The organism is Luteococcus sp. Sow4_B9, from assembly GCF_052116585.1.
Classification (GTDB): domain Bacteria; phylum Actinomycetota; class Actinomycetes; order Propionibacteriales; family Propionibacteriaceae; genus Luteococcus.
The window spans coordinates 20,259-39,102 of record NZ_JBQKKT010000012.1 but is presented as its reverse complement, the minus strand read 5'-3'; the positions used below and the strand labels follow the sequence as shown (position 1 = coordinate 39,102).

The following is an 18,844-nucleotide window of genomic DNA, read 5'->3' as shown; positions in this document are numbered from 1 at the left end:
GTCAGTTCTCCTGCGAGTAGTAGGGGGCCAGCTGGATCTGACCGGCGACGGCCTTCTGGGCAATGTCAGTGCGGTTGAACCCGCTCGGGAAATCGGTGGCGGCCACCTGACGGAAGGCGGCCTCACGAGCGGCGGCCAGATCTTCTCCGGTGCCGACGATGCCCAGCACGCGGCCACCACTGGCCCGCAGCACCCCGTCGGCATCGACGCTGGTGCCGGCATGGATGGTGTGCGCCTGATCGGTGTCCGGCGCGGTGATGATCTGACCTCCCTGTGCGGGAGTCCCCGGATAGCCCTCGGCGGCCATCACGACGACGGTGGCGGCACCACTGCCCCACTCCAACGGGGGCACCTGGTCCAGGTTGCCGGTGGCGGCGGCGTGGAGCACAGCACCCAGCGGGGTCTTCAGACGGGCCAGCAGCGCCTGCGTCTCCGGATCACCAAAGCGCACGTTGAACTCGATCACGCGGATGCCACGACTTGTGAGCGCCAGGCCCGCGTAGAGCAGACCGGTGAACGGGGTGCCGCGGCGGGCCATCTCCCGCAGCGTCGGCTGGATCACCACCTGGTCCACCTGCGCGGCGATGTCGGCGGGCGCCCACGGCAGCGGGGTGTAGGCACCCATGCCACCGGTATTGGGCCCGGCATCGCCATCACCGACGCGCTTGAAGTCCTGCGCCGGCTCGAAACAGCGGCTGGTGGTGCCGTCGCAGATGGCGAACAGGCTCACCTCCGGGCCGTCCAGGAATTCCTCCACCACGAACTGCTGACAGGCGGCGGCATGGGCCAGCGCCACCTCCCGGTCGTCAGTGACCACGACCCCCTTGCCCGCGGCCAGCCCGTCCTCCTTGACGACGTACGGGGCGCCGAACTCGTCGAAGGCAGCCTGGGCCTCCTCGACGGTGGTGCACACCCGCGCGGCGGCGGTCGGCACGCCCGCATCGAGCATCACCTGCTTGGCGAAGGCCTTCGAACCCTCGAGCTGCGCCGCTTCACGGCCGGGGCCGAAGCAGGCGATCCCCGCCGCACGCACCGCGTCCGCGACGCCCGCCACCAGTGGCGCCTCCGGCCCCACGACCACCAGGTTGGCGCCGATCTCCTGCGCCAGGGCTGCGACGGCCTGGCCGTCCTCCTGAGCGACGGGATGGTTCGTCGCGAAGGCCGCCGTGCCGGGATTGCCGGGAGCGACGTGAACGGCGACGACTGACGGATCCTTGCTCAGGGCCAGGGCGAGTGCATGCTCGCGGCCACCGGAGCCAATGACGAGGGCGGTGAGGGATTCGGTCACCCCCTGAGCCTACCGGTGAGCCGCTTCCGGCACGGAAAAGTGCCGGGGATGACCACAGCCCGACACGGTGGACCGTGTCGGGCTGTGCAAGGAACGGCTGACTCTGCTCGCGTCAACTGCTCACTCCGCTCGGATCAACTGCTCACTCCGCTCGCGTCAACTGCTCACTCCGCTCGCGTCAACTGCTCACTCCGCTCGCGTCAACTGCTCACTCCGCTCGCGTCAACTGCTCACTCCGCTCGCGTCAACTGCTCACTCCGCTCGACGCGGCATCTCGTCGGCGAACTCGGCCGAACGTGCCCCCGTCTCCGCAGTCTGCGCGGGAGCCTGGGCGCGAGCCTTGTTGCGGCGCACGCGTGCGACCACGAACCAGGCGCACAGACCCAGGATCAGCACCATCACGACATTCTGGACATCGCCCACCCAGCCCTCGACGCGGGTCCAGTTGGCACCCAGCGCGTAACCGGCGTAGATCAGCAGGCTGTTCCAGATCAGGCTGCCCACCGTCGTGTAGAGCGTGAAGCTGCCCGCCTTCATCCGGTCCAGACCAGCCGGGATGGAGATCAGGGATCGCACACCGGGAATCATGCGGCCAAAGAAGACAGCCTTGCCACCGTGCCGGTCGAACCACTGCATCGCGGTGTCGATGTCATCAGCGTCGGTCAGCGGCATCCGACGGGCAATGGCCTTCAAACGCTCGACGCCGAAGACCTGACCCACCCAGTACAGCAGCCAGGCACCGGTCACCGAACCCAGCGTGCACCACAGGATCGCCTCGAGGATCGTGTAGTGACCGTTGGCTGCGCTGAAGCCGGCCAGCGGAAGGATCACCTCGCTGGGGATCGGCGGGAAGACATTCTCCAGGAAGACGGCCAGAGCAGCACCAGGAGCACCAATGGTCTCCATCAGGCCCTCCAGCCAGCCCATCACCTGACCGACGATGCTGGTCTGGAGCAGGAAGATCTGCAGGGGAGCAAGGGACATGGCACACCGATCTACGACGAAGTCTGAGGCCCCAAAGCTAACCAGCCCAGCCAAGAACGAGCTGTGAAGAGCCACGGTGCCGTGGCCCGTGGCCCGTGGGCGGTCAGGGCTGCTGGGCCACCAGCAGCTGACGCAGGGCCGCGGCCAACTGTGCCCGTTGCTCGTCGTCGAGTCCGCTCAGGAGCGCCTCCTCCGCCACCAACAGGGCCTCCAGCGCCGCATCCACTGCCCGCTTGCCCTCGGCGGTGAGCACCACCCGGACGGATCGCCCATCATTGGGATCGGCCTGGCGCTCCACGAATCCCCGAGCCACCAGCCGATCGACCCGGTTGGTCATCGTCCCCGACGTGACGTGCGTCTGCTTCAGCAACTGTCCCGGGCTCATCGTGTACGGAGCTCCGTCCTTGCGGAGCGCGGCCAGCACGTCGAACTCCCAGCCCTCCAGGTGGTGGCTCGCATGCGCGGCGCGGCGTGCCTGGTCCAGGTGCAAGGAGAGGCGCAGGATCCGCGACCAGATCTGCATCGGTTCCACCGGCAGGTCCGGCCGCTCACGACGCCACGCGTCAATCAGCTCGTCGACCTCGTCACCCGACGAGCCGGCCGATGCGCAGGGCTCGGGCAGGTGCAGTTCGGTCATGGGGACATGAAACCAGAAAGGACGCGACGACGGGATCCACGACACCTCACGAAGCCCGGCGCCGCAGGTCAGGTGATCAGCGTGGCGCCCGACACCGGGCCGCTGGCACGGCGCGTGGCACGCACCGACGCAACCGCGGCCAGGGCGGCTGCGAGGTCCATCGCCGCCGCCTCGTCCGCGGCCAGGAAGGCACAGGTGGGTCCGGAGCCGGAGACCACCGCACCCAGCGCCCCGGCCTCCAGCCCGGCCCGGAGGGTCTCCCCCAGCTCGGGGCGAAGGTCCACCGCCGCCGCCTGCAGGTCATTGTGCAAGGCCCCTCCCAGCGCGGCGGCATCGCCCTTGGCCAGGGCCGCGGCGACCCCGTCGGGGATGGCGGTGCCCGTCGGCGTTGCGTCGGGGCGGGCCTGCAGCTCGTCGAAGCGCCGGAAGACGGCAGGGGTCGAGAGCCCGTCGTGGGCCAGGGCAAGCACCCAGTGATAGGTGCCGCGGCTCAGCATCGGCACCAGCTGATCGCCGCGGCCCGTGCCAATCGCCGTGCCGCCCATCAGCGGGAAGGGCACGTCGGAGCCCAGCTCTGCCGCCAGCTCGTGCAGGTCATCCGGGGTGGTGTCCAGGTCCCACAGCACCGAACAGGCCAGCAGGGCGCCCGCGGCATCGGCGGAGCCGCCGGCCATGCCGCCCGCCACGGGGATCGACTTCTTCAGGTGCAAGTGCACCCCCAGATCCGGCGTGCCATGCCGATCGGCCAGCAGCCTGGCTGCGCGCCAGGCCAGGTTCGACTCGTCGGCCGGGACGTCGTCCAATCCGTCGCCGGAAAGGGTCAACGAGATCTGGCCCGACGGCCGCTTCTCGGCCACCACCTCGTCGTAGAGGTTCAGGGCATGGAAGACCGTGCCCAGCGGATGGAAACCATCGTCGCCGAGCGGCCCGACGCACAGGGCAAGGTTCACCTTGGCTGGCACGCGCACGCGCACCACCTGGTCCGGGTCGTCCACCGCTGCGCGACGCATTTCCTCCATGACGCGAACCTAACCCAGATGCGTCGCGGGCACGACTCGGCAGCCTCGGCGCGCCTGGAGAGAACAGGCTCTGACGAGGGTCACCGCTGGGAGAGCACCTCGGCGATCCGAGCGAAGTCCTCGACGCCCAGGACCTCGCCCCGGCACTGCGGATCGACCCCCGCTGCCTCCAGCACCTCGCTGGCCGCGGCCGATGACCCGCACATGCCGGCCAGGGCCGCCCGCATCATCTTGCGACGTTGGGCGAAAGCCGCGTCGATCACCGCAAAGACCTGCTCCCGGGTGGCCGTGGTCCGGGGCGGTTCCCGACGGATGATCCGCACCAGACCGGAGTCCACATTGGGCACCGGCCAGAAGACCTTGGGCGGCACGGTCCCCACCCGCGTTGCCTGCGCATACCAGGCCATCTTCACGCTCGGCACGCCGTAGATCTTGCTGCCCGGCGTGGCCACCAAACGGTCACAGACCTCGAGCTGCACCATCACGAGGCCCGTGCGCCAGGAGTCGAAGCGTTCCAGCAGGTGCAACAGCACGGGGACCGACACGTTGTACGGCAGGTTCGCCACCAGCGCCGTGACCGGCGGCCCGTCCAACTCGTTGACCAGCAGCGCATCGGAGTGCACCACTCGCATCCGGTCATCGGCCTGCGGCATCCGTTCGGCCACCGTCCGGGCCAGCCGAGGAGCGAGCTTCTCGTCGATCTCGATGGCCGTGACAGCAGCGCCGGTCTCCAGCAGCCCCAGGGTCAGCGAGCCCAGCCCCGGACCCACCTCCAGCACCACGTCATCGGCGCCGATCTGGGAGAGCTGCACGATGCGGCGCACCGTGTTCGGGTCGATGACGAAGTTCTGCCCGCGCTGCTTGGTGGGCTTGAGGTCGAGTTCCTCGGCCAGGGCGCGCACCGACCGCGGGTCCAGCAGTCCGGTCTCAGGCATGGGCGTCTCCAGACATCTCGTCGCCCCAGGGGCCACCGAAGGCATCCTGGGTATTGGTGCGCACCTGGTTGCAGAGATCGGCAAGATCCGCGCCCAGCACGTCGGCCATGAAACGGAGCGTGTACGGCACCAGATAGGGGGCATTGGCCTTGCCCCGGGCGGGCACGGGTGTCAGGTAGGGGGCGTCGGTCTCCACCAGGATCCGTTCGCGCGGGGTGACCCTGAGCGCATCGGAAAGGTAACCCGCATTCTTGTAGGTGACCACGCCGGGGAAGCTCAACCACATGCCGCGACCGGCCTCATCGTGGGCCAGGCAGGCGCGGGCGAAGTCCGCATCCCCGCTGAAACAGTGCATCACCGTCCGCTCCGGAAGCTGCTGTTCACCAAGCACACGCAGCAGGTCCTGGTGTGCGTCGCGGTGGTGGATCACCAGGGTCTTGCCGTGCCTGCGTGCCATCTCGATGTGCGCGACGAAGCTGCGCTCCTGCGCGGCGTGCTGCTGGGGATCCGTGGTGCGGTAGTGATCCAGGCCGGTCTCGCCGATGGCGCGGACGTTGTGACCGGCGCCGGCAAGGGCGTCGATGGCTGCGATGTCGTCGTCGAGCTGGGTGCTACGGGCCGCGTCATTGGGGTGCATGGCGACGGCGGCCACCACCTGCGGGTACTGGGAGGCCAGTTCCACCGCGATTCGCGAGCTGGGTACATCGCAGCCCACCTCCACCAGCTGGGTGACCCCCACGGAGGCCGCTGCCTGGATGTTGAGATCCACCGGCAGGCCCGAGTATTCGCGCGTCGAGTCCAGATGGGTGTGCGAGTCGATCACCGTCGCCGGAAGCGGCTCGGGCAGCGGGGGCAGCCTGAGATCGGCCAGCCGGGCGGAGATGTCCATGGGTTCCATTGTGGTGCATCACGCGGGACGGGCACCCCACATGAGCTGGTCAGGCGTCCTGGTCCGACTTTGGTGCGCAGGACGAGCGAAACTCGGACCAGGACAAGTGACCATGTTGGGGGCGGCCGCGCACGCCCCACGACCCATCAGCACCGGAACCCCGCGAACCTGCCGTCGTCAGCGGGCGTCGAGGGCAGCCTGGTACAGCTGCTTCTTGTTCACCCCGGTGAGCGCGGCCACCTCGGCGACGGCCGCCGAGAGCTTCTCCCCCTCCGCGATCCGCCGCTGCACCAGCGCCAACGCACCATCTCCGTCAACGGCCACCTCTGCCCCCTGCACCACCACGCAGATCTCGCCGCGTGCATGGTCCTGAGCCCACTCGGCCAGCTCCCCCAGCCCGCCGCGCACCACTTCCTCGTGCGGTTTGGTCAGTTCACGGCACACGGCGGCCCGGCGCTCGGCGCCCAGGGCCGCCGCGCAGTCCGCGAGGAAGTCGGCCAGCCGATGAGGAGCCTCGAAGAAGACCATGGTCCGGGGTTCGGCCGCGAGTTCTTCCAGCCGACGGCGTCGAGGACCGCCATTGCGCGGCAGGAAGCCCTCGAAACAGAAGCGGTCCACGGGCAGCCCGGAGACGGCAAGGGCCGTCAGCACTGCACTCGGCCCCGGGACGCAGGTGACGTCCAGGCCATCCGCCACGGCGGCGTCCACCAGGCGGTAGCCCGGATCACTGACCGAGGGCATCCCCGCGTCGGTGGCCACCACCACATTCCTCCCCTGCTGCAGCTCGCCGAGCAATTCCTGCGTCCGGGCCGCCTCATTCCCCTCGAAATAGCTGAGCACGCGAGCACGGGTGGTGATGCCCAAGCGGCGCAGCAGGGTCTGGAAGCGACGGGTGTCCTCCGCCGCCACCACCTCCGCGTCGCGCAGCACGGCCCTGAGGTTCTCGGATGCGTCCAGGCTGGAGCCGATCGGAGTGGCGGCCAGCACCACGCGGCCGCGCCCGTCGGGGCCGGGGGCCAGCTGTCGCGAGGTGGGCGTGGGGGCGTGCCCTCCCGGATCGCCGGTCCCCGGGTTGTCGGTCCCCGGGTTGTCGGTCCCCGGGTCATCAGTCGCCGTGTTGTCAGTCACCCTTCCATTGTGGACTGTCCCGCCATCAGGTGACCTTGGTCACTCAGTTGCTGAAGACTTCCCCAAGGAAGACCCTCATCCCGAAATCTGCCTGTCATCAGACCCGGAGTCGTGCCTAGTGTTCGAGCATGCTTCCGGGGGGAAGCGCGACATCTGGGGAGATGTCAACGACCTATTTTTCGGGGGAAATTCAATGCACTCCAGCTCTGCGCGCAAGCGCTCCGGCCTGGCGGTTGCGGCCGTTCTTGGCCTGGCAAGCACCAGCATCGCTCTGGCACCGGCCTTCGCCGCCGACGATGTGGTGGACACCACTGCGATCACCGCCGAGGCCTCCTCGCCCGCCACGCCCGTGGCCACCGAGGCCGCCGCTGCCACCACCGAGGCCGCGCCGGCGCCCAGCGGGGCGCCCACCGCCGATGCCACCACCGCCGCGCCTGCTGCCACCACGCAGGCCACGGCCAGCGAGGCTCCGGCTGCCGTTGCGACCACCCTGGCGCCCACCGCTCCTGCCACCACCGCGGCCGCTCAGCCGGAGATGAAGGCTGCTGCCGACGCCACCTGCACCCCGTCGCCCGTGACCGACCCGATGACCGTCACCGTGGACAAGTCCACCGACGTCCAGGCCTGGGAGCGCGTGAGCTTCAAGTTCAGCGGCGCCATCTCCGACGGCCACTGCGCAGGCGACCAGTTCAGCTTTGCCGTCCCGGAGGGCCTGTCGGTCCCCAACGGCTCCACCTTCTCGCTCAACACGCCCGGCGGCATCCAGGCGGCCACGATGACCGTCACCGACGGCCGCATCGTCGTGACGCTGACCGACTTCGTCGAGACCCACACCGACGTGACCCTCTCGGGCTGGCTGAAGGCCACGGTCCAGGGCACCGCCCAGCCGGGCACCACCCAGGAGTTCGTGTGGGACGTCAATGGCAAGACCAGCCGCACGCCCATCCAGATGGTGGAGTGCCCCGACTGCGACCAGATGCCCACGCACCTGGGCAAGTGGGGCTGGTACGACGTCGATGGCCAGCTGATGATCACGCTGCAGCTGCCGGCCGCCACCACGGACAACCAGCTCTACACCTGGAGCGACCAGCTCACCAGCGCGGGCCAGGCCTTCGCCTGCCCCGTCTCGCCATTCGTCCAGACCTGGACCGAGACCGATGCCTGGGGCGACCCGGAGAACCTGGCCTATGGCACCAAGGCCACCGTGACCGACTGCGATGCCGACACGCTGTCCGGCACCATCACGCTGCCCAAGGGCACCTCCGCCCGCATCCTGTTCCCGGTGAAGGTCACCGACAGCAGCATGACCGAGTGGACCGACAAGGGCACCGTGACCACGCTGGAGAAGACCCAGGGCTCGGAGGCCACCGTGAACATGTGGGAAGGCGGCGGTGACGCCGACGGTCGTACCCCGGTGAAGCCGACCCCGGAGCCCACGCCGGAGCCCACGCCCGAGCCGACGCCCGAGCCCACGCCCGAGCCGACGCCCGAGCCCACGCCCGAGCCCACCCCTGAGCCCACGCCCGAGCCCACCCCTGAGCCCACGCCCGAGCCCACCCCGGAGCCCACGCCCGAGCTCACCCCGGAGCCGACGCCCGAGCCCACCCCGGAGCCGACTCCCGTCGAGACCCCGGTGCCCGACCTGCCGCTGCCGCAGACCCCGGAGACCCCCGAGGCACCGGCCCAGGAGATGCCCCGCCCGAACCACCTGCCGTCGACGGGTGACACCGGCGCCAGCGGTGTCTCTGCTGCGGGCATGACCCTGATGGCGCTCAGCTTCGTCGGAGCCTCCGTGGCTGCCCGTCGCATGCGCTTCTGAGACCTGACCCTCTCCGTCGGACCCGATCGCCCCCAGCGGTCGGGTCCGACCCATTTGTAGGCCGGCAACCTAGGATGGGCGCGTGACCGACGCCACCGCCCTGCCCAGCCAGCGCCCTCGCGCCAGCGTGATCGAACAGCTCAGCGACGGACCTGGCCCAGACCGGCTCACCAGCTGGCTGGTGGCACTGGGCATCACGGCCTTCGCCTTCGTGCTGCGTCTGGTTGACCTCGCCCGGCCCAAGAACCTGGTCTTCGACGAGACCTACTACCCCAAGGAAGCCTGGACGATGCTCCACCTGGGCTACGAGGGAACCTGGCCGGACGTCCATCCCGGCACCAAGACCAAGATCAACGACGCCATCGCCCAGGGCATGACCGACGGGTGGAATGCCACCGCGTCCTTCGTCGTGCACCCGCCGCTGGGCAAGTGGCTGATCGCGGTGGGTGAGCACTTCTTCGGCATGAACTCCTTTGGCTGGCGATTCAGCTCACTCGTGGCGGGTTCACTGCTGGTGCTCGCCACGATCCGGCTGGCCCGACGACTGTCCCGATCGACCCTGGTGGGCGCCATTGCCGGCGTGCTGCTCAGCTTGGACGGCCTGGCCTTCACGATGAGCCGGATCGGGCTGCTCGACATCTTCCAGGCGCTCTTCATCGTCTGCGGTGTTGCCTGCGTCGCGGCCGACCGGGACTGGTTCCGCCACCGGCTCGCGGCCCACCTGACCCGCACCGGCCACCCCGATCTGGGTGGTCAGTTCGGCCCTGCGTTGTTGTGGCGGCCCTGGCGTTTCACCGCCGGCATCCTGTTCGGGCTCGCCGTCGCCGTGAAGTGGAATTCCCTGTTCGTGCTGGCGACGATGGGCATCCTGTCCGTCGTGTGGGACTGGAACACTCGTCGCCTTGCCGGCGCGGGACCCCGTGCCGTCCAGTCGATCCTGCGCGACGGGCTGCCCGCCTTCGTCCACCTGGTGGTGGTGGCGCTGCCCGTCTACCTGGCCACCTGGACCGGATGGTTGACCACCCACGGCGGGTGGGGCCGCGGCTGGGGCGCCGAGCACCCCGACCACTGGACCGTGAAGCTCTTCGGCGCACCGCTGGCCTCGCTGTGGCACTACCACGTGGACATGTACAACTTCCACACCGGTGAGGGCATGATGAACGCCACCCACACCTACGAGGCGAACCCGTGGGGCTGGCTGGTGATGGCCCGTCCGATCGGCATCGACGCCGTCAACGACATCAAGCCGGGCGTCGACGGTTGTCAGGCCGTCAATGACACCTGCCTGCGCGTGATCTCTGGCGCCGGCACGCCGATCCTGTGGTGGATGGCAGCCATCGCGCTAATCGCGGGCATCGTCGTGTGGATCGCGGGCCGCGACTGGCGCTTCGGCCTGCCGATCCTGGCCATGGCCAGCACCTACCTTCCGTGGTTCCGCTACGCCGACCGGCCGCTCTTCTTCTTCTACGCGATCTGCATCATCCCGTTCACCGTGATCATCCTGTCGATGTGGCTGGGCCGACTGATCGGTCCCGCCGACGGACCCCACCGTCGACGCGGCTCCCTGCTGGCAGGCGGCGCGATTGCCCTGGTGGCGGCGAACTTCGCCTTCATCTACCCGATCCTCACCGACGGCCTGCTCACTCGGAAGCAGTGGCTGGCCAGGATGTGGTTCAAGAGCTGGATCTGATCGCCGGCAGCCAACCCGACGCAGTCTCCGCGCAGCTCGCAGTGCCACGCCGGGTCGCGCCGCCCACGGCCGCCCTCCCTACAATGGGGCGGACGCGGACGCGTCCGGAATCAGGAGACCTCGCGTGATCTGGAAGCTGCACGGCAACGGAGAACTCAAGCCCGGGGCCGTGGTGGCCCCCGACGAACGCCTCAGCTGGGGCAAGACGATTGGGCTCGGCGCCCAGCACGTGGTGGCCATGTTCGGCGCCACCTTCGTCTTCCCGTTGTTGATGGGGCTCAACCCGCAGCTGGCGGTCATGATGAGCGGCGTTGCGACGCTGATCTTCCTGGCGCTCACCCGCAACCGGGTGCCCAGCTACCTGGGCAGCTCCGCGAGTTTCGTCGGTGTCGCAACGGCCATCTACGGCATGGGCGGCAATCCGGCCCAGGTCTCGGGCGCGCTGCTGTGCGTCGGCCTGGCGCTGCTGCTGGTGGGTGTGGTGATCCACATCGCGGGCGCCCGGGTGATCCACCGGCTGCTGCCGCCCGTGGTCACCGGCGCCGTCGTGATGCTCATCGGTTTCAACCTGGCACCCGTCGTGGCCAAGACCTACTGGCCCCAGGACCAGTGGACCGCCTTCATCGTGATGCTGGTGGTGGTCTTCCTCAGCGTCGGCCTGCGGGGTTTCCTGGGACGCATCGCCATCTTCCTCTCGCTCGTCTTCGGCTACCTGCTGAGCGCCGTCTTCGACCAGGCCTTCGGGCCGGTCAGCCGCATGGTCGACGGCAAGACCGTCGAGGCCTTCCGGGTGGACTGGACCAATGTGCGCCAGGCCGACTGGTTCGGGCTGCCACCGGTCACCGACCTGGCGGGCTGGACCTATGGCGCCAGCGACAATGTGCTGGGCTTCCACCTGCCCCAGTTCAACCTGGCCTTCATCCTGGTGGCGCTGCCCGTCGTCATCGCCCTGATTGCGGAGAACACCGGGCATGTGAAGGCCGTCGCGGAGATGACCGGCAAGAACCTCGACGACCAGATGGGCACCGCGATCATCGCCGACGGCCTGACCTCGATGATCGCCACCGGTGCGGGCGCCGGCCCCACCACCACCTATGCGGAGAACATCGGCGTGATGGCCGCGACGCGCGTCTACTCCACCGCCGCCTACGTGGTGGCAGCCCTGGTGGCGATCGGCTTTGGGTTCTCACCCAAGTTCGGCGCCGTCATCTCGGCCACCCCGGGCGGTGTGCTGGGCGGCATCTGCGTGGTGCTGTACGGCATGATCGGCCTGCTGGGCGCCAAGATCTGGAAGGAGAACGGGGTGGACTTCGGCAACCCCGTGAACCTGGTCCCCGTCTCCGCGGGCATCATCATCGGCGTCGGCGACGTCAGCCTCCACTTCGGCGAGAACTTCACGCTGGGCGGCATCGCGCTGGGAACCATCGCCACCGTCGCGCTGTGGCACGCCGCCCGGGCGATTGCCCCGAAGTACCTCTCGGACGCCGCCGGCGGCTCCAACCTGGTGCTGGATGCCCCCGGCATCTACACGGTGGAGGGCGAACAGGACGAGCCGTACGAGAAGTACGACCCGAGCAAGAAGCTGCAGAGCCCGCTGGGTTGAGCCGGTGGGGTGGGCCGGTGGGCCTCAGGCCTGACGCCGCCGGCCTCGTCTGCCACCTCCTCCCCGCCAGAAACAGATGCATATCGACCCCTCCAGTGCACCAAATGCACTGGAGGGGTCGATATGCATCTGTTTTCGTCAGCCGACGGCCGTGGGGATGTCCGATTCCGCCGGACCGGCACTGGTACCGCCGCGGACGCTGCCTCGCGACGGGCCGGTGGGCCTCATGCCTGACGCCGCAGCACCAGACGTCCCACCACGCCGACGGCCAGCACCGCCAGACCAGCCAGCACCGAACCCCACGGCAGGGTGAAGGCCAGCACGAGGCAGAGCACCATGCCCAGGCCCTGCAGGATGCGCGGGTACATCCGGCCGTCGCTCTGGTGCCAGGCGGAGGCATTGGCGACGAAGTAGTACAGGAGCACGCCGAAGCTGGAGAAGCCGATGGCACCCCGCAGGTCGGTGGTGAGCACGAGCACGGTGACGATGATGGCCAGGGTCAGCTCGGCACGTCGGGGAACCTGGTGGGTGGGATCGATCACCGAGAGGCCCCGGGGCAGGTCGCCCTCACGGGCCATCGCCAGCGAGGTGCGGCCAATGCCCGTCATCAGGTTCAGCAGCGCCCCCAGAGCCGCAGCGCCCGCGCCGAAGCGCACGACGGGGCTGGCCCACCCCTGACCGGCCTGCTGCACGAGCGCCGCCAGTGGGGCGCTGTGGGCGGCGATTCCTCCGTCGCCGAAGAAGTGCGCCAGCGTGACACCAACCGCCAGGTAGACCAGCAGGGCAATGCCCAGCGCCAGGACGATGGTCCGCGGGATGGTCCGCTCGGGCTCCACCACCTCCTCACCCATCGTCGCGATCCGGGCGTAGCCGGCGAAGGCGAAGAAGAGCAGCCCCGCCCCTTGCAGGACGCCGAAGGGGCTGCTGACCAGCTGCTGGGGCTGGGCGGGCGGTGTGCTGGTCCAACCGATCACCACGACGATGGCCAGCACCACCAGCACGATGGCGGCCAGGATGCGGGTCAGCTTGGCGGTGCGGGTGACGCCGCGCAGGTTGGCAGCGGCCAGGAGCCAGACCAGCGCCACCGCGCCATAGGTCTGATAGTCCTCCGGGATCAGGTAGTGCGCGGCGGTGAGTGCCATGGCGGCACAGGAGGCCGTCTTGCCAATGACGAAGCACCAGCCGGCCATGAAGCCCGGCCACTCCCCCAGCTCCTCGCGTCCGTAGAAGTAGGTGCCGCCGCTGGTGGGGTATTTGGCGGCGAGCTGTGCGGAGCTGGTGGCATTGCAGTAGGCGACGACGGCGGCGATCGCCAGGCTGAGCAGCAGCCACTGGCCGGCGGCCCTGGAGGCCGGTGCGAAGGCGGCGAAGACTCCGGCACCGAGCATCGAGCCGAGCCCGATCGTCACGGCGTCGGTCAGACCCAGTCGTCGGGCGAGGGTGGGGGCAGCAGACATGGTGCGCAGGCTAGGGAGTCCGGGCGACCAGAAGGTGAACGAATTGTGCAGTCGTCCAGCACCACTGTCCGGTGGCTCTCCTGACTTCCGGCCGACGAAAGTGTCGGACCGCACTGTCACGATGGGGGCATGGATGATCTGGTCACGGGCGACGACGGGCTCGCGCGTCCCGTGTGGGCGGCGCATGACGAGCTGCTGCGGCACTACTACGACACTGAGTGGGGCATGCCGGTGCGCGACGAACGGGGTCTGTTCGAGCGCCTGAGTCTGGAGGCCTTCCAATCGGGGCTCAGCTGGGCGACGATCCTGCGAAAACGGGAGAACTTCCGCGCGGCCTTCGCCAACTTCGATCCCGAGGTTGTGGCCAGCTTTGGGGCGGCAGACCGGGAGCGTCTGCTCCACGATGCCGGGATCGTGCGCAATCGACGCAAGGTGGACGCCACCATCACCAATGCCCGCGCCACCATTGCGCTGCGGGAGCAGGGCGGACTGGTGGACTTCATCTGGGGCTTCCAGCCGTCGGCCACCCCCGCCCCACGGGACTTCAGCGAGGTGCCGAGCCAGTCCCCCGAATCAGTGGCGCTGTCCAAGGCCTTGAAGAAGGCGGGTTTTGCCCATGTGGGGCCGACGACGATGTTCGCGCTGATGGAGGCCGTGGGAATTGTCGACACCCATCTGGTGGGCTCGTGGCGACGGGGCAGCTCCGGGGTGTGGAGCTGACCCCTCGACAAGCTCGGGGAGCAGGCCAGTCGACGGGCTCGGCCCTGATGGCCGAGCCTGTCGCGGCCTCAAGCGGCCCGAGCCTGTCGCGGCCTCAAGCGGCCTTGGGGAAGAGCCGGGGCAGCACGTCGAACAGCGTCACGACTCCCGCGAAGCGTCCATTCTCGGTGACCACGGCCAGCTGGGTGGCCTGCTCACGCATCTCCTGGAAGGCCACGTGCAGCGGCTTGGCCACATCCACCACATAGGGCTCGTGCGCCAGCTCGCGCGCGGGACGGTCGACCGGCTCGGACAGCGTGTCCCGCACGTGCACCACGCCCACCACGTCCTGCCCGTCCACCAGCAGCACCCGCATGTGGCCGGCGCGCAGCGTCGCGGCCTGCACGTCGGCAACCGTCGCGTCCATCGCAACCTGGGTGGGCACATTGCGCCGGCCCTCGACGAGCGAACCCATGGTGAGCGTGTCCAGGTCCAGCACATAGGTGATGGACTCGCCGTAGCCCTGCTCCAGCGTGCCGACGTCGGTGGAATGTTCCACCAGCGAGCGCAGACCTTCGCGGTCCTGCACCTCGTCCACCTCGTCGACGGGCTCCACCCCTGCCTTGCGAACGCACCAGTTGGCCATGCTGTTCAGGCCCTTCAGCAGGGGGCGGGTCAACCACAGGAAGCCGCGCATGGGCAGCGCCAGCATGATCGCCGACTTCTCCGGGTGCGCGATGGCCCATGACTTGGGCGCCATCTCCCCCACCACCAGGTGCAGGAAGGTGACGATCACCAGCGCCAGCAGGAAGGCTGCCACGTCTGCGGCCGCGCTGGGCAGGCCGAGCGCGGTCATCGGCCCCATCAGGGCGTGGTGCACGGCGGGCTTGGTGATGGCACCGAGCGCCAGGGTGCAGACGGTGATGCCCAGCTGCGATCCGGCCAGCAGCAGGGTCAGTTCCGACGAGGATCGCAGCGCGGCCCGTGCCGAGGCGGAGGTGGCGGCCGCGTCCTCCAGACGGTGGCGCTTGGTGTTGATCAGGCTGAACTCCACCGCCACGAAGAAGGCGCTCAGCACGATGATGACGATGGTGACCAGGGTCACGCCGATCCAGCTCATCGGTTGGCCTCCTCATCCTGGGCAGCGAGTGTGTCGGGCAGCGCGGTGGCCCCCGAGGGGACGGGCTCGTCGCTGAGAGTCAGTTTCACGCGGGAGGGGACGTGTCGTTCCACGTCGAGCACCTCCACGTTCAGGGTGATCGGGTCCTCGTCGAGGCCGACGGGCAGCGGCACCTGCACCACGTCGCCCTCCTCGGGGAGGGCGCCGAGTTGGTCGATCGCCAGGCCACCGATGGTCTCCGCGTCGCCTTCGGGCAGGTCGACGCCCAGGGCACGCTCCACCTCGTCGGTGTGCACGTCGCCGTCCATCACCCAGATGCCGTCGTCGGGGACGGGGACATAGCTGGGCTCGTCGGGGTCGTGTTCGTCGGTGAGTTCGCCGACGATCTCCTCGGCGAGGTCCTCCACGGTGATGATGCCGGTGAAACCGCCGTACTCGTCGATGACGCAGGCCAGCTGCTGGCCGGCGCGATCCAGCTCGGCCAGACAGTCGGGAAGGCTCATCAGCTCGGGCACCACCACGGCGGGCCGGGCGAGCTCACGCACGGACGCGTCGGGGTCCTTCTGCCAGCCCAGCACGTCCACCAGGTTCAGCACACCGATGATGTCGTTGTCGTCGTCGATGACGGGATAGCGCGTGTGACCGGTGGCCATCTTCTCGCGAGCATCCCCGACGGTGGTCTCCGGGGGCAGCGAGGCCACCTGTGCGCGCGGGATCATCGCGTGGTCGACGTCCTCCGACGGGAAGTCGAGGATGCGGTCCACCATGATCGACAGTTCGGGTGGCAGGTCACCCGAGGTGCGGGAGGCCTCCACCAGGTGCTGCAAGTCACGGGCGGTGGCGGCGTGTTCCACGTCGTGGACCGGCTCGATCTTCACGGCGCGCAGCAGCAGCTCGGCCGCCTTGTCGAAGACGGAGATGGTGGGGCCGAAGATCTTGAGGTAGGCCTTGGTGGAGGGCGCCAGCTTGTCGGAGACCTGGTCTGGGCGGGCAATGGCGTAGTTCTTGGGGAAGAGCTCACCGAAGACCATCTGCACGACGGTGGAGACGGCCATCGCGATGACCGCTCCGATGGTGATGCTGACGGCACGCGGCACACCGACGCCGCCGAGGAGCTGGGACAGGCCGCCGCCGATCATCGGTTCGGCGACGTAGCCGACGAGCAGGCCCGTCACGGTGATGCCGAGCTGGGCGCCGGAGAGCAGGAAGGAGGTTCGACGGGTGATCTCCAACGTGCTGGCTGCGCGGCTGTCACCGGCGCGGGCGCGGGCTCCCAGCCGTGAGCGGTCCACCGCCATGAAGGCGAATTCCTGGGCCACGAAGTAGCCGGTCAAGACCGTGATCAGCAGGACGATCAGTACTCCGAGCAGGAGCGATATGAGAGGAGGCATGGTCCCTGTGATTGTCGAGAGGTGAGCTTCCAGTTAACCCGATCAATTCCGCGGACTCAACGACCGCCGTCCCCAGCCTCCGCCTGCCGAGGCTCCCACGGATTCATCACCGCGATGGTCGGGGCAGACACATACTGCTCGGCGACGGGGAGTGGCCTTTGACCTCGGCGCGGAGACGGCTCTGACGACGAAGAACGCCGGCCCATCTGGACCGGCGTTCTTGCTTGTGGAGCATAGGGGATTCGAACCCCTGACCTTCTCATTGCGAACGCCTCCCGTGCGGGATCGAACGTCGCTCACAAGCGGTTTCACCCGTGCCGCGGGGTGCGCGGATGCCGTCGATTTCGACTCGGGGGCCCGCCGGGGGCCCGCGCCTCACGCACTGTTCGATTTTCGGTCCGGCGCGGTCCATGCCGGTGAGGACTTTGCCCGGACGGGTGCTGCCGGCATGGATCGTGGCGGCGTCCTAGTCGGATCGCCCGGCGGCGGTGACTTGGAGTCCGGGTGCCGTCAGAAGTGCCTGGATGGCTGCTGCTGGGGCGCCGATTCCTGCCCAGTCGGGATCGACGTCGCAGGCGAGGCACCATGCACGGTCGGCGGGCCAGATGAAGGCTGGGGTGATTCCGTCGAGCTGTTCTTCTCCACCGGCGGCCAGGCTGTCGAGCGGGCCTCGCAGGATGTAGTAGTTGCGTGCAGAGCTGGTCAGGGGCGGTCGAGCAGGCCGCGGCAGGGACTCGGGCCAGGGCATCCCGTCCCACAGCAGGAAGTACGCGTCCTCGGGGGTGCTGGTCCATGCAGTCAGCACGGACACAGCCGCATCCAGGATTCGCACCTCAGCGCCGTCGTCGCCAGACAGCTGGGCGAGTGCGCCTCGTCCTGGTGGCGGGGGTGCGAGCAGGCCCAGCCGCGCGTAGGCGGGGAACCCTGCGGGCCCGAAACCGACGGTCTCGCGCCAGGCGGGCTCGCTCAGGTCGAGCCACTCCGTTCTTGCGGAGGACGAGACCCAGGTGAATGGCGTCTGGGTGGGATTGCTCATGGCACCTGATCATGGCCCATAGCCGCTCGAGGATGGATCGAACCACAGAACTAGAGGGACGCCTCGGACCACCTGGCCCAGGGCGTCCCGCTTGTGCGTGGCCGGTGGTGGTGGGGTGCGACGGGGTGCGCAGAGGGAGCGAAGCGACCGGAGCGCGGGCCCCTGTCGCGAGGCCCCGCTGCCGCCGGTCACGTGCGCCGAAGGCGCCTTGAGTCAGTAGAGAAAGTTCTCACACCCCGCAGAATTCTCTGTTTACACAAGGAAGTCGTGACCTACCTTGGGGTATGTTCCGAGTGTGAATGTTCTGTCTGATGACAAGATCCGCGAAGCTGCGGAGGCCCTAGACGTCACCGATGCTGGCCCAATCGGTGCGCCAGGCGGGCAGAAGGTGGTGAGGGCAGTAACCAGGAACCGAGACGGGGTAAGTCTCGTACTCAAGGTGGTCATGGTTGGGCAAGGCACGCCCGATACCGTGAGAAGGGCTGAGCGTGAGGTGACTCTTCTCGGGAGACTCTCGAATGACCACGTGGTGCGTGTTGAATCCTCGTTGGTCGAACTGGGCGACCCCGTTGTGGGCGCGGCTTGGCTGGAAGAGCGTCTGAATGGGGCGGACTCACGGGATTTCTCTCCCACCCGTGGACCTGGAGCGACGCTGCTCGACTCGGATGGGATGTAGCCGATGGCCTTTCGGCCGGCCATGCTGTAGGAGTGGTTCATCGGGACCTTAGTAGCAATAATGTGCGTCGACTCGACAACGGGTCTTATAAGGTTATGGACTTCGGGTTCGCTCGCCACACGCTGCTCTCAGGGATAACCGTGGCTGGGCAGCCTGGGACTGCAGGGTTCTTGAGTCCCGAGCATCTCAACAGCTACTCCGGCGGCCCCACGCCTGCTTCCGATGTTTTCTGCGTGGGGATCCTCCTGTTCACTGCACTAACGGGGACATCCCCCTTCCCCTACCAAGGGGACGACGACGACTATTTGCGACGACTAATTAACGGCAATATCTCCACTTCATTGACGAGCGTTCGGCCCGACCTCGATGACAGCGTGGTTGAGCTCGTCATGCGCTGCCTACACCGTCAGCCAGCTAGGCGTTACATCAATGGCGCGAGACTGCGCGACGCGATTGGAGCCCTCGTATGAGTA

16 protein-coding genes are annotated in these 18,844 nt (G+C 68.4%); 5 read left to right on the top strand and 11 right to left on the bottom strand.

The features are described from left to right. Nucleotide 1: 1 nt before the first annotated feature. From purD to rsmI, 7 genes are all read right to left on the bottom strand, one after another. On the bottom strand, nt 2-1,288 hold the full coding sequence (gene purD, locus ACTQ49_RS09095; RefSeq protein WP_441827528.1) for a phosphoribosylamine--glycine ligase: 1,287 nt from the start codon (nt 1,286-1,288) through the stop codon (nt 2-4). A 252-nt stretch (nt 1,289-1,540) separates the two neighbouring features. Further along, complete coding sequence (locus ACTQ49_RS09090; protein WP_441827527.1) at nt 1,541-2,272, bottom strand: DedA family protein; 732 nt, start codon at nt 2,270-2,272, stop codon at nt 1,541-1,543. Between the two features lie 103 nt (nt 2,273-2,375). After that, nucleotides 2,376-2,909 carry a MarR family winged helix-turn-helix transcriptional regulator gene (locus ACTQ49_RS09085; RefSeq protein WP_441827526.1) on the bottom strand — a complete coding sequence of 178 codons (534 nt, stop codon included), beginning with the start codon at nt 2,907-2,909 and terminating at the stop codon, nt 2,376-2,378. A 68-nt stretch (nt 2,910-2,977) separates the two neighbouring features. Beyond that, nucleotides 2,978-3,928 carry a 4-(cytidine 5'-diphospho)-2-C-methyl-D-erythritol kinase gene (locus ACTQ49_RS09080; protein ID WP_441827525.1) on the bottom strand — a complete coding sequence of 317 codons (951 nt, stop codon included), beginning with the start codon at nt 3,926-3,928 and terminating at the stop codon, nt 2,978-2,980. Nucleotides 3,929-4,008: 80 nt separating this feature from the next. Next, nucleotides 4,009-4,863, bottom strand: coding sequence for a 16S rRNA (adenine(1518)-N(6)/adenine(1519)-N(6))-dimethyltransferase RsmA (gene rsmA / locus ACTQ49_RS09075; RefSeq protein WP_441827524.1), 855 nt, complete (start codon nt 4,861-4,863; stop codon nt 4,009-4,011). Next, nucleotides 4,856-5,752, bottom strand: coding sequence for a TatD family hydrolase (locus ACTQ49_RS09070; RefSeq protein ID WP_441827523.1), 897 nt, complete (start codon nt 5,750-5,752; stop codon nt 4,856-4,858). The genes rsmA and ACTQ49_RS09070 overlap by 8 nt, the downstream gene beginning before the upstream one ends. A gap of 177 nt (nt 5,753-5,929) precedes the next feature. Beyond that, nucleotides 5,930-6,772, bottom strand: a complete 843-nt coding sequence (gene rsmI, locus ACTQ49_RS09065; protein WP_441827566.1) for a 16S rRNA (cytidine(1402)-2'-O)-methyltransferase — start codon at nt 6,770-6,772, stop codon at nt 5,930-5,932. Between the two features lie 301 nt (nt 6,773-7,073). Here rsmI and ACTQ49_RS09060 point away from each other — a divergent pair, with 301 nt between their 5' ends. From ACTQ49_RS09060 to ACTQ49_RS09050, 3 genes are all read left to right on the top strand, one after another. Continuing rightward, nucleotides 7,074-8,699, top strand: coding sequence for an Ig-like domain-containing protein (locus ACTQ49_RS09060; protein ID WP_441827522.1), 1,626 nt, complete (start codon nt 7,074-7,076; stop codon nt 8,697-8,699). A gap of 100 nt (nt 8,700-8,799) precedes the next feature. Beyond that, nucleotides 8,800-10,389 (top strand): dolichyl-phosphate-mannose--protein mannosyltransferase, encoded by a 1,590-nt coding sequence (locus ACTQ49_RS09055; protein WP_441827565.1) that lies wholly within the window; start codon nt 8,800-8,802, stop codon nt 10,387-10,389. Between the two features lie 124 nt (nt 10,390-10,513). Continuing rightward, entirely contained in the window at nt 10,514-11,992 is a 1,479-nt protein-coding gene (locus tag ACTQ49_RS09050; protein ID WP_441827521.1) for a uracil-xanthine permease family protein, read from the top strand. A 224-nt stretch (nt 11,993-12,216) separates the two neighbouring features. On the opposite strand, the gene ACTQ49_RS09045 is transcribed toward ACTQ49_RS09050, so the two are convergent. After that, nucleotides 12,217-13,449: an APC family permease gene (locus ACTQ49_RS09045; protein ID WP_441827520.1), complete on the bottom strand. Its 1,233-nt coding sequence runs from the start codon at nt 13,447-13,449 to the stop codon at nt 12,217-12,219. 129 nt (nt 13,450-13,578) lie between these two features. Between ACTQ49_RS09045 and ACTQ49_RS09040 the strand changes: the two genes are divergently transcribed. Further along, a complete protein-coding gene (locus tag ACTQ49_RS09040; RefSeq protein ID WP_441827519.1) occupies nt 13,579-14,169 on the top strand; it encodes a DNA-3-methyladenine glycosylase I in 591 nt (196 codons plus the stop codon). A gap of 94 nt (nt 14,170-14,263) precedes the next feature. On the opposite strand, the gene ACTQ49_RS09035 is transcribed toward ACTQ49_RS09040, so the two are convergent. From ACTQ49_RS09035 to ACTQ49_RS09025, 3 genes are all read right to left on the bottom strand, one after another. Further along, complete coding sequence (locus ACTQ49_RS09035) at nt 14,264-15,268, bottom strand: CNNM domain-containing protein (RefSeq protein WP_441827518.1); 1,005 nt, start codon at nt 15,266-15,268, stop codon at nt 14,264-14,266. Continuing rightward, entirely contained in the window at nt 15,265-16,659 is a 1,395-nt protein-coding gene (locus ACTQ49_RS09030; protein ID WP_441827517.1) for a hemolysin family protein, read from the bottom strand. The genes ACTQ49_RS09035 and ACTQ49_RS09030 overlap by 4 nt, the downstream gene beginning before the upstream one ends. Before the next feature lie 466 nt (nt 16,660-17,125). Further along, entirely contained in the window at nt 17,126-17,695 is a 570-nt protein-coding gene (locus ACTQ49_RS09025; RefSeq protein WP_441827516.1) for a hypothetical protein, read from the bottom strand. A gap of 582 nt (nt 17,696-18,277) precedes the next feature. Between ACTQ49_RS09025 and ACTQ49_RS09020 the strand changes: the two genes are divergently transcribed. Then, nucleotides 18,278-18,841: a serine/threonine protein kinase gene (locus ACTQ49_RS09020; RefSeq protein ID WP_441827515.1), complete on the top strand. Its 564-nt coding sequence runs from the start codon at nt 18,278-18,280 to the stop codon at nt 18,839-18,841. Nucleotides 18,842-18,844 lie beyond the last annotated feature (3 nt).

Coding starts and splice junctions, on each gene's coding strand:
- ACTQ49_RS09035 (WP_441827518.1), bottom strand. CDS start 15,268: ATGAGCTGGATCGGCGTGACCCTGGTCACCATCGTCATCATCGTGCTG.
- ACTQ49_RS09040 (WP_441827519.1), top strand. CDS start 13,579: ATGGATGATCTGGTCACGGGCGACGACGGGCTCGCGCGTCCCGTGTGG.
- ACTQ49_RS09030 (WP_441827517.1), bottom strand. CDS start 16,659: ATGCCTCCTCTCATATCGCTCCTGCTCGGAGTACTGATCGTCCTGCTG.
- ACTQ49_RS09025 (WP_441827516.1), bottom strand. CDS start 17,695: ATGAGCAATCCCACCCAGACGCCATTCACCTGGGTCTCGTCCTCCGCA.
- ACTQ49_RS09060 (WP_441827522.1), top strand. CDS start 7,074: ATGCACTCCAGCTCTGCGCGCAAGCGCTCCGGCCTGGCGGTTGCGGCC.
- ACTQ49_RS09085 (WP_441827526.1), bottom strand. CDS start 2,909: ATGACCGAACTGCACCTGCCCGAGCCCTGCGCATCGGCCGGCTCGTCG.
- ACTQ49_RS09090 (WP_441827527.1), bottom strand. CDS start 2,272: ATGTCCCTTGCTCCCCTGCAGATCTTCCTGCTCCAGACCAGCATCGTC.
- ACTQ49_RS09070 (WP_441827523.1), bottom strand. CDS start 5,752: ATGGACATCTCCGCCCGGCTGGCCGATCTCAGGCTGCCCCCGCTGCCC.
- ACTQ49_RS09045 (WP_441827520.1), bottom strand. CDS start 13,449: ATGTCTGCTGCCCCCACCCTCGCCCGACGACTGGGTCTGACCGACGCC.
- rsmA (WP_441827524.1), bottom strand. CDS start 4,863: ATGCCTGAGACCGGACTGCTGGACCCGCGGTCGGTGCGCGCCCTGGCC.
- ACTQ49_RS09080 (WP_441827525.1), bottom strand. CDS start 3,928: ATGGAGGAAATGCGTCGCGCAGCGGTGGACGACCCGGACCAGGTGGTG.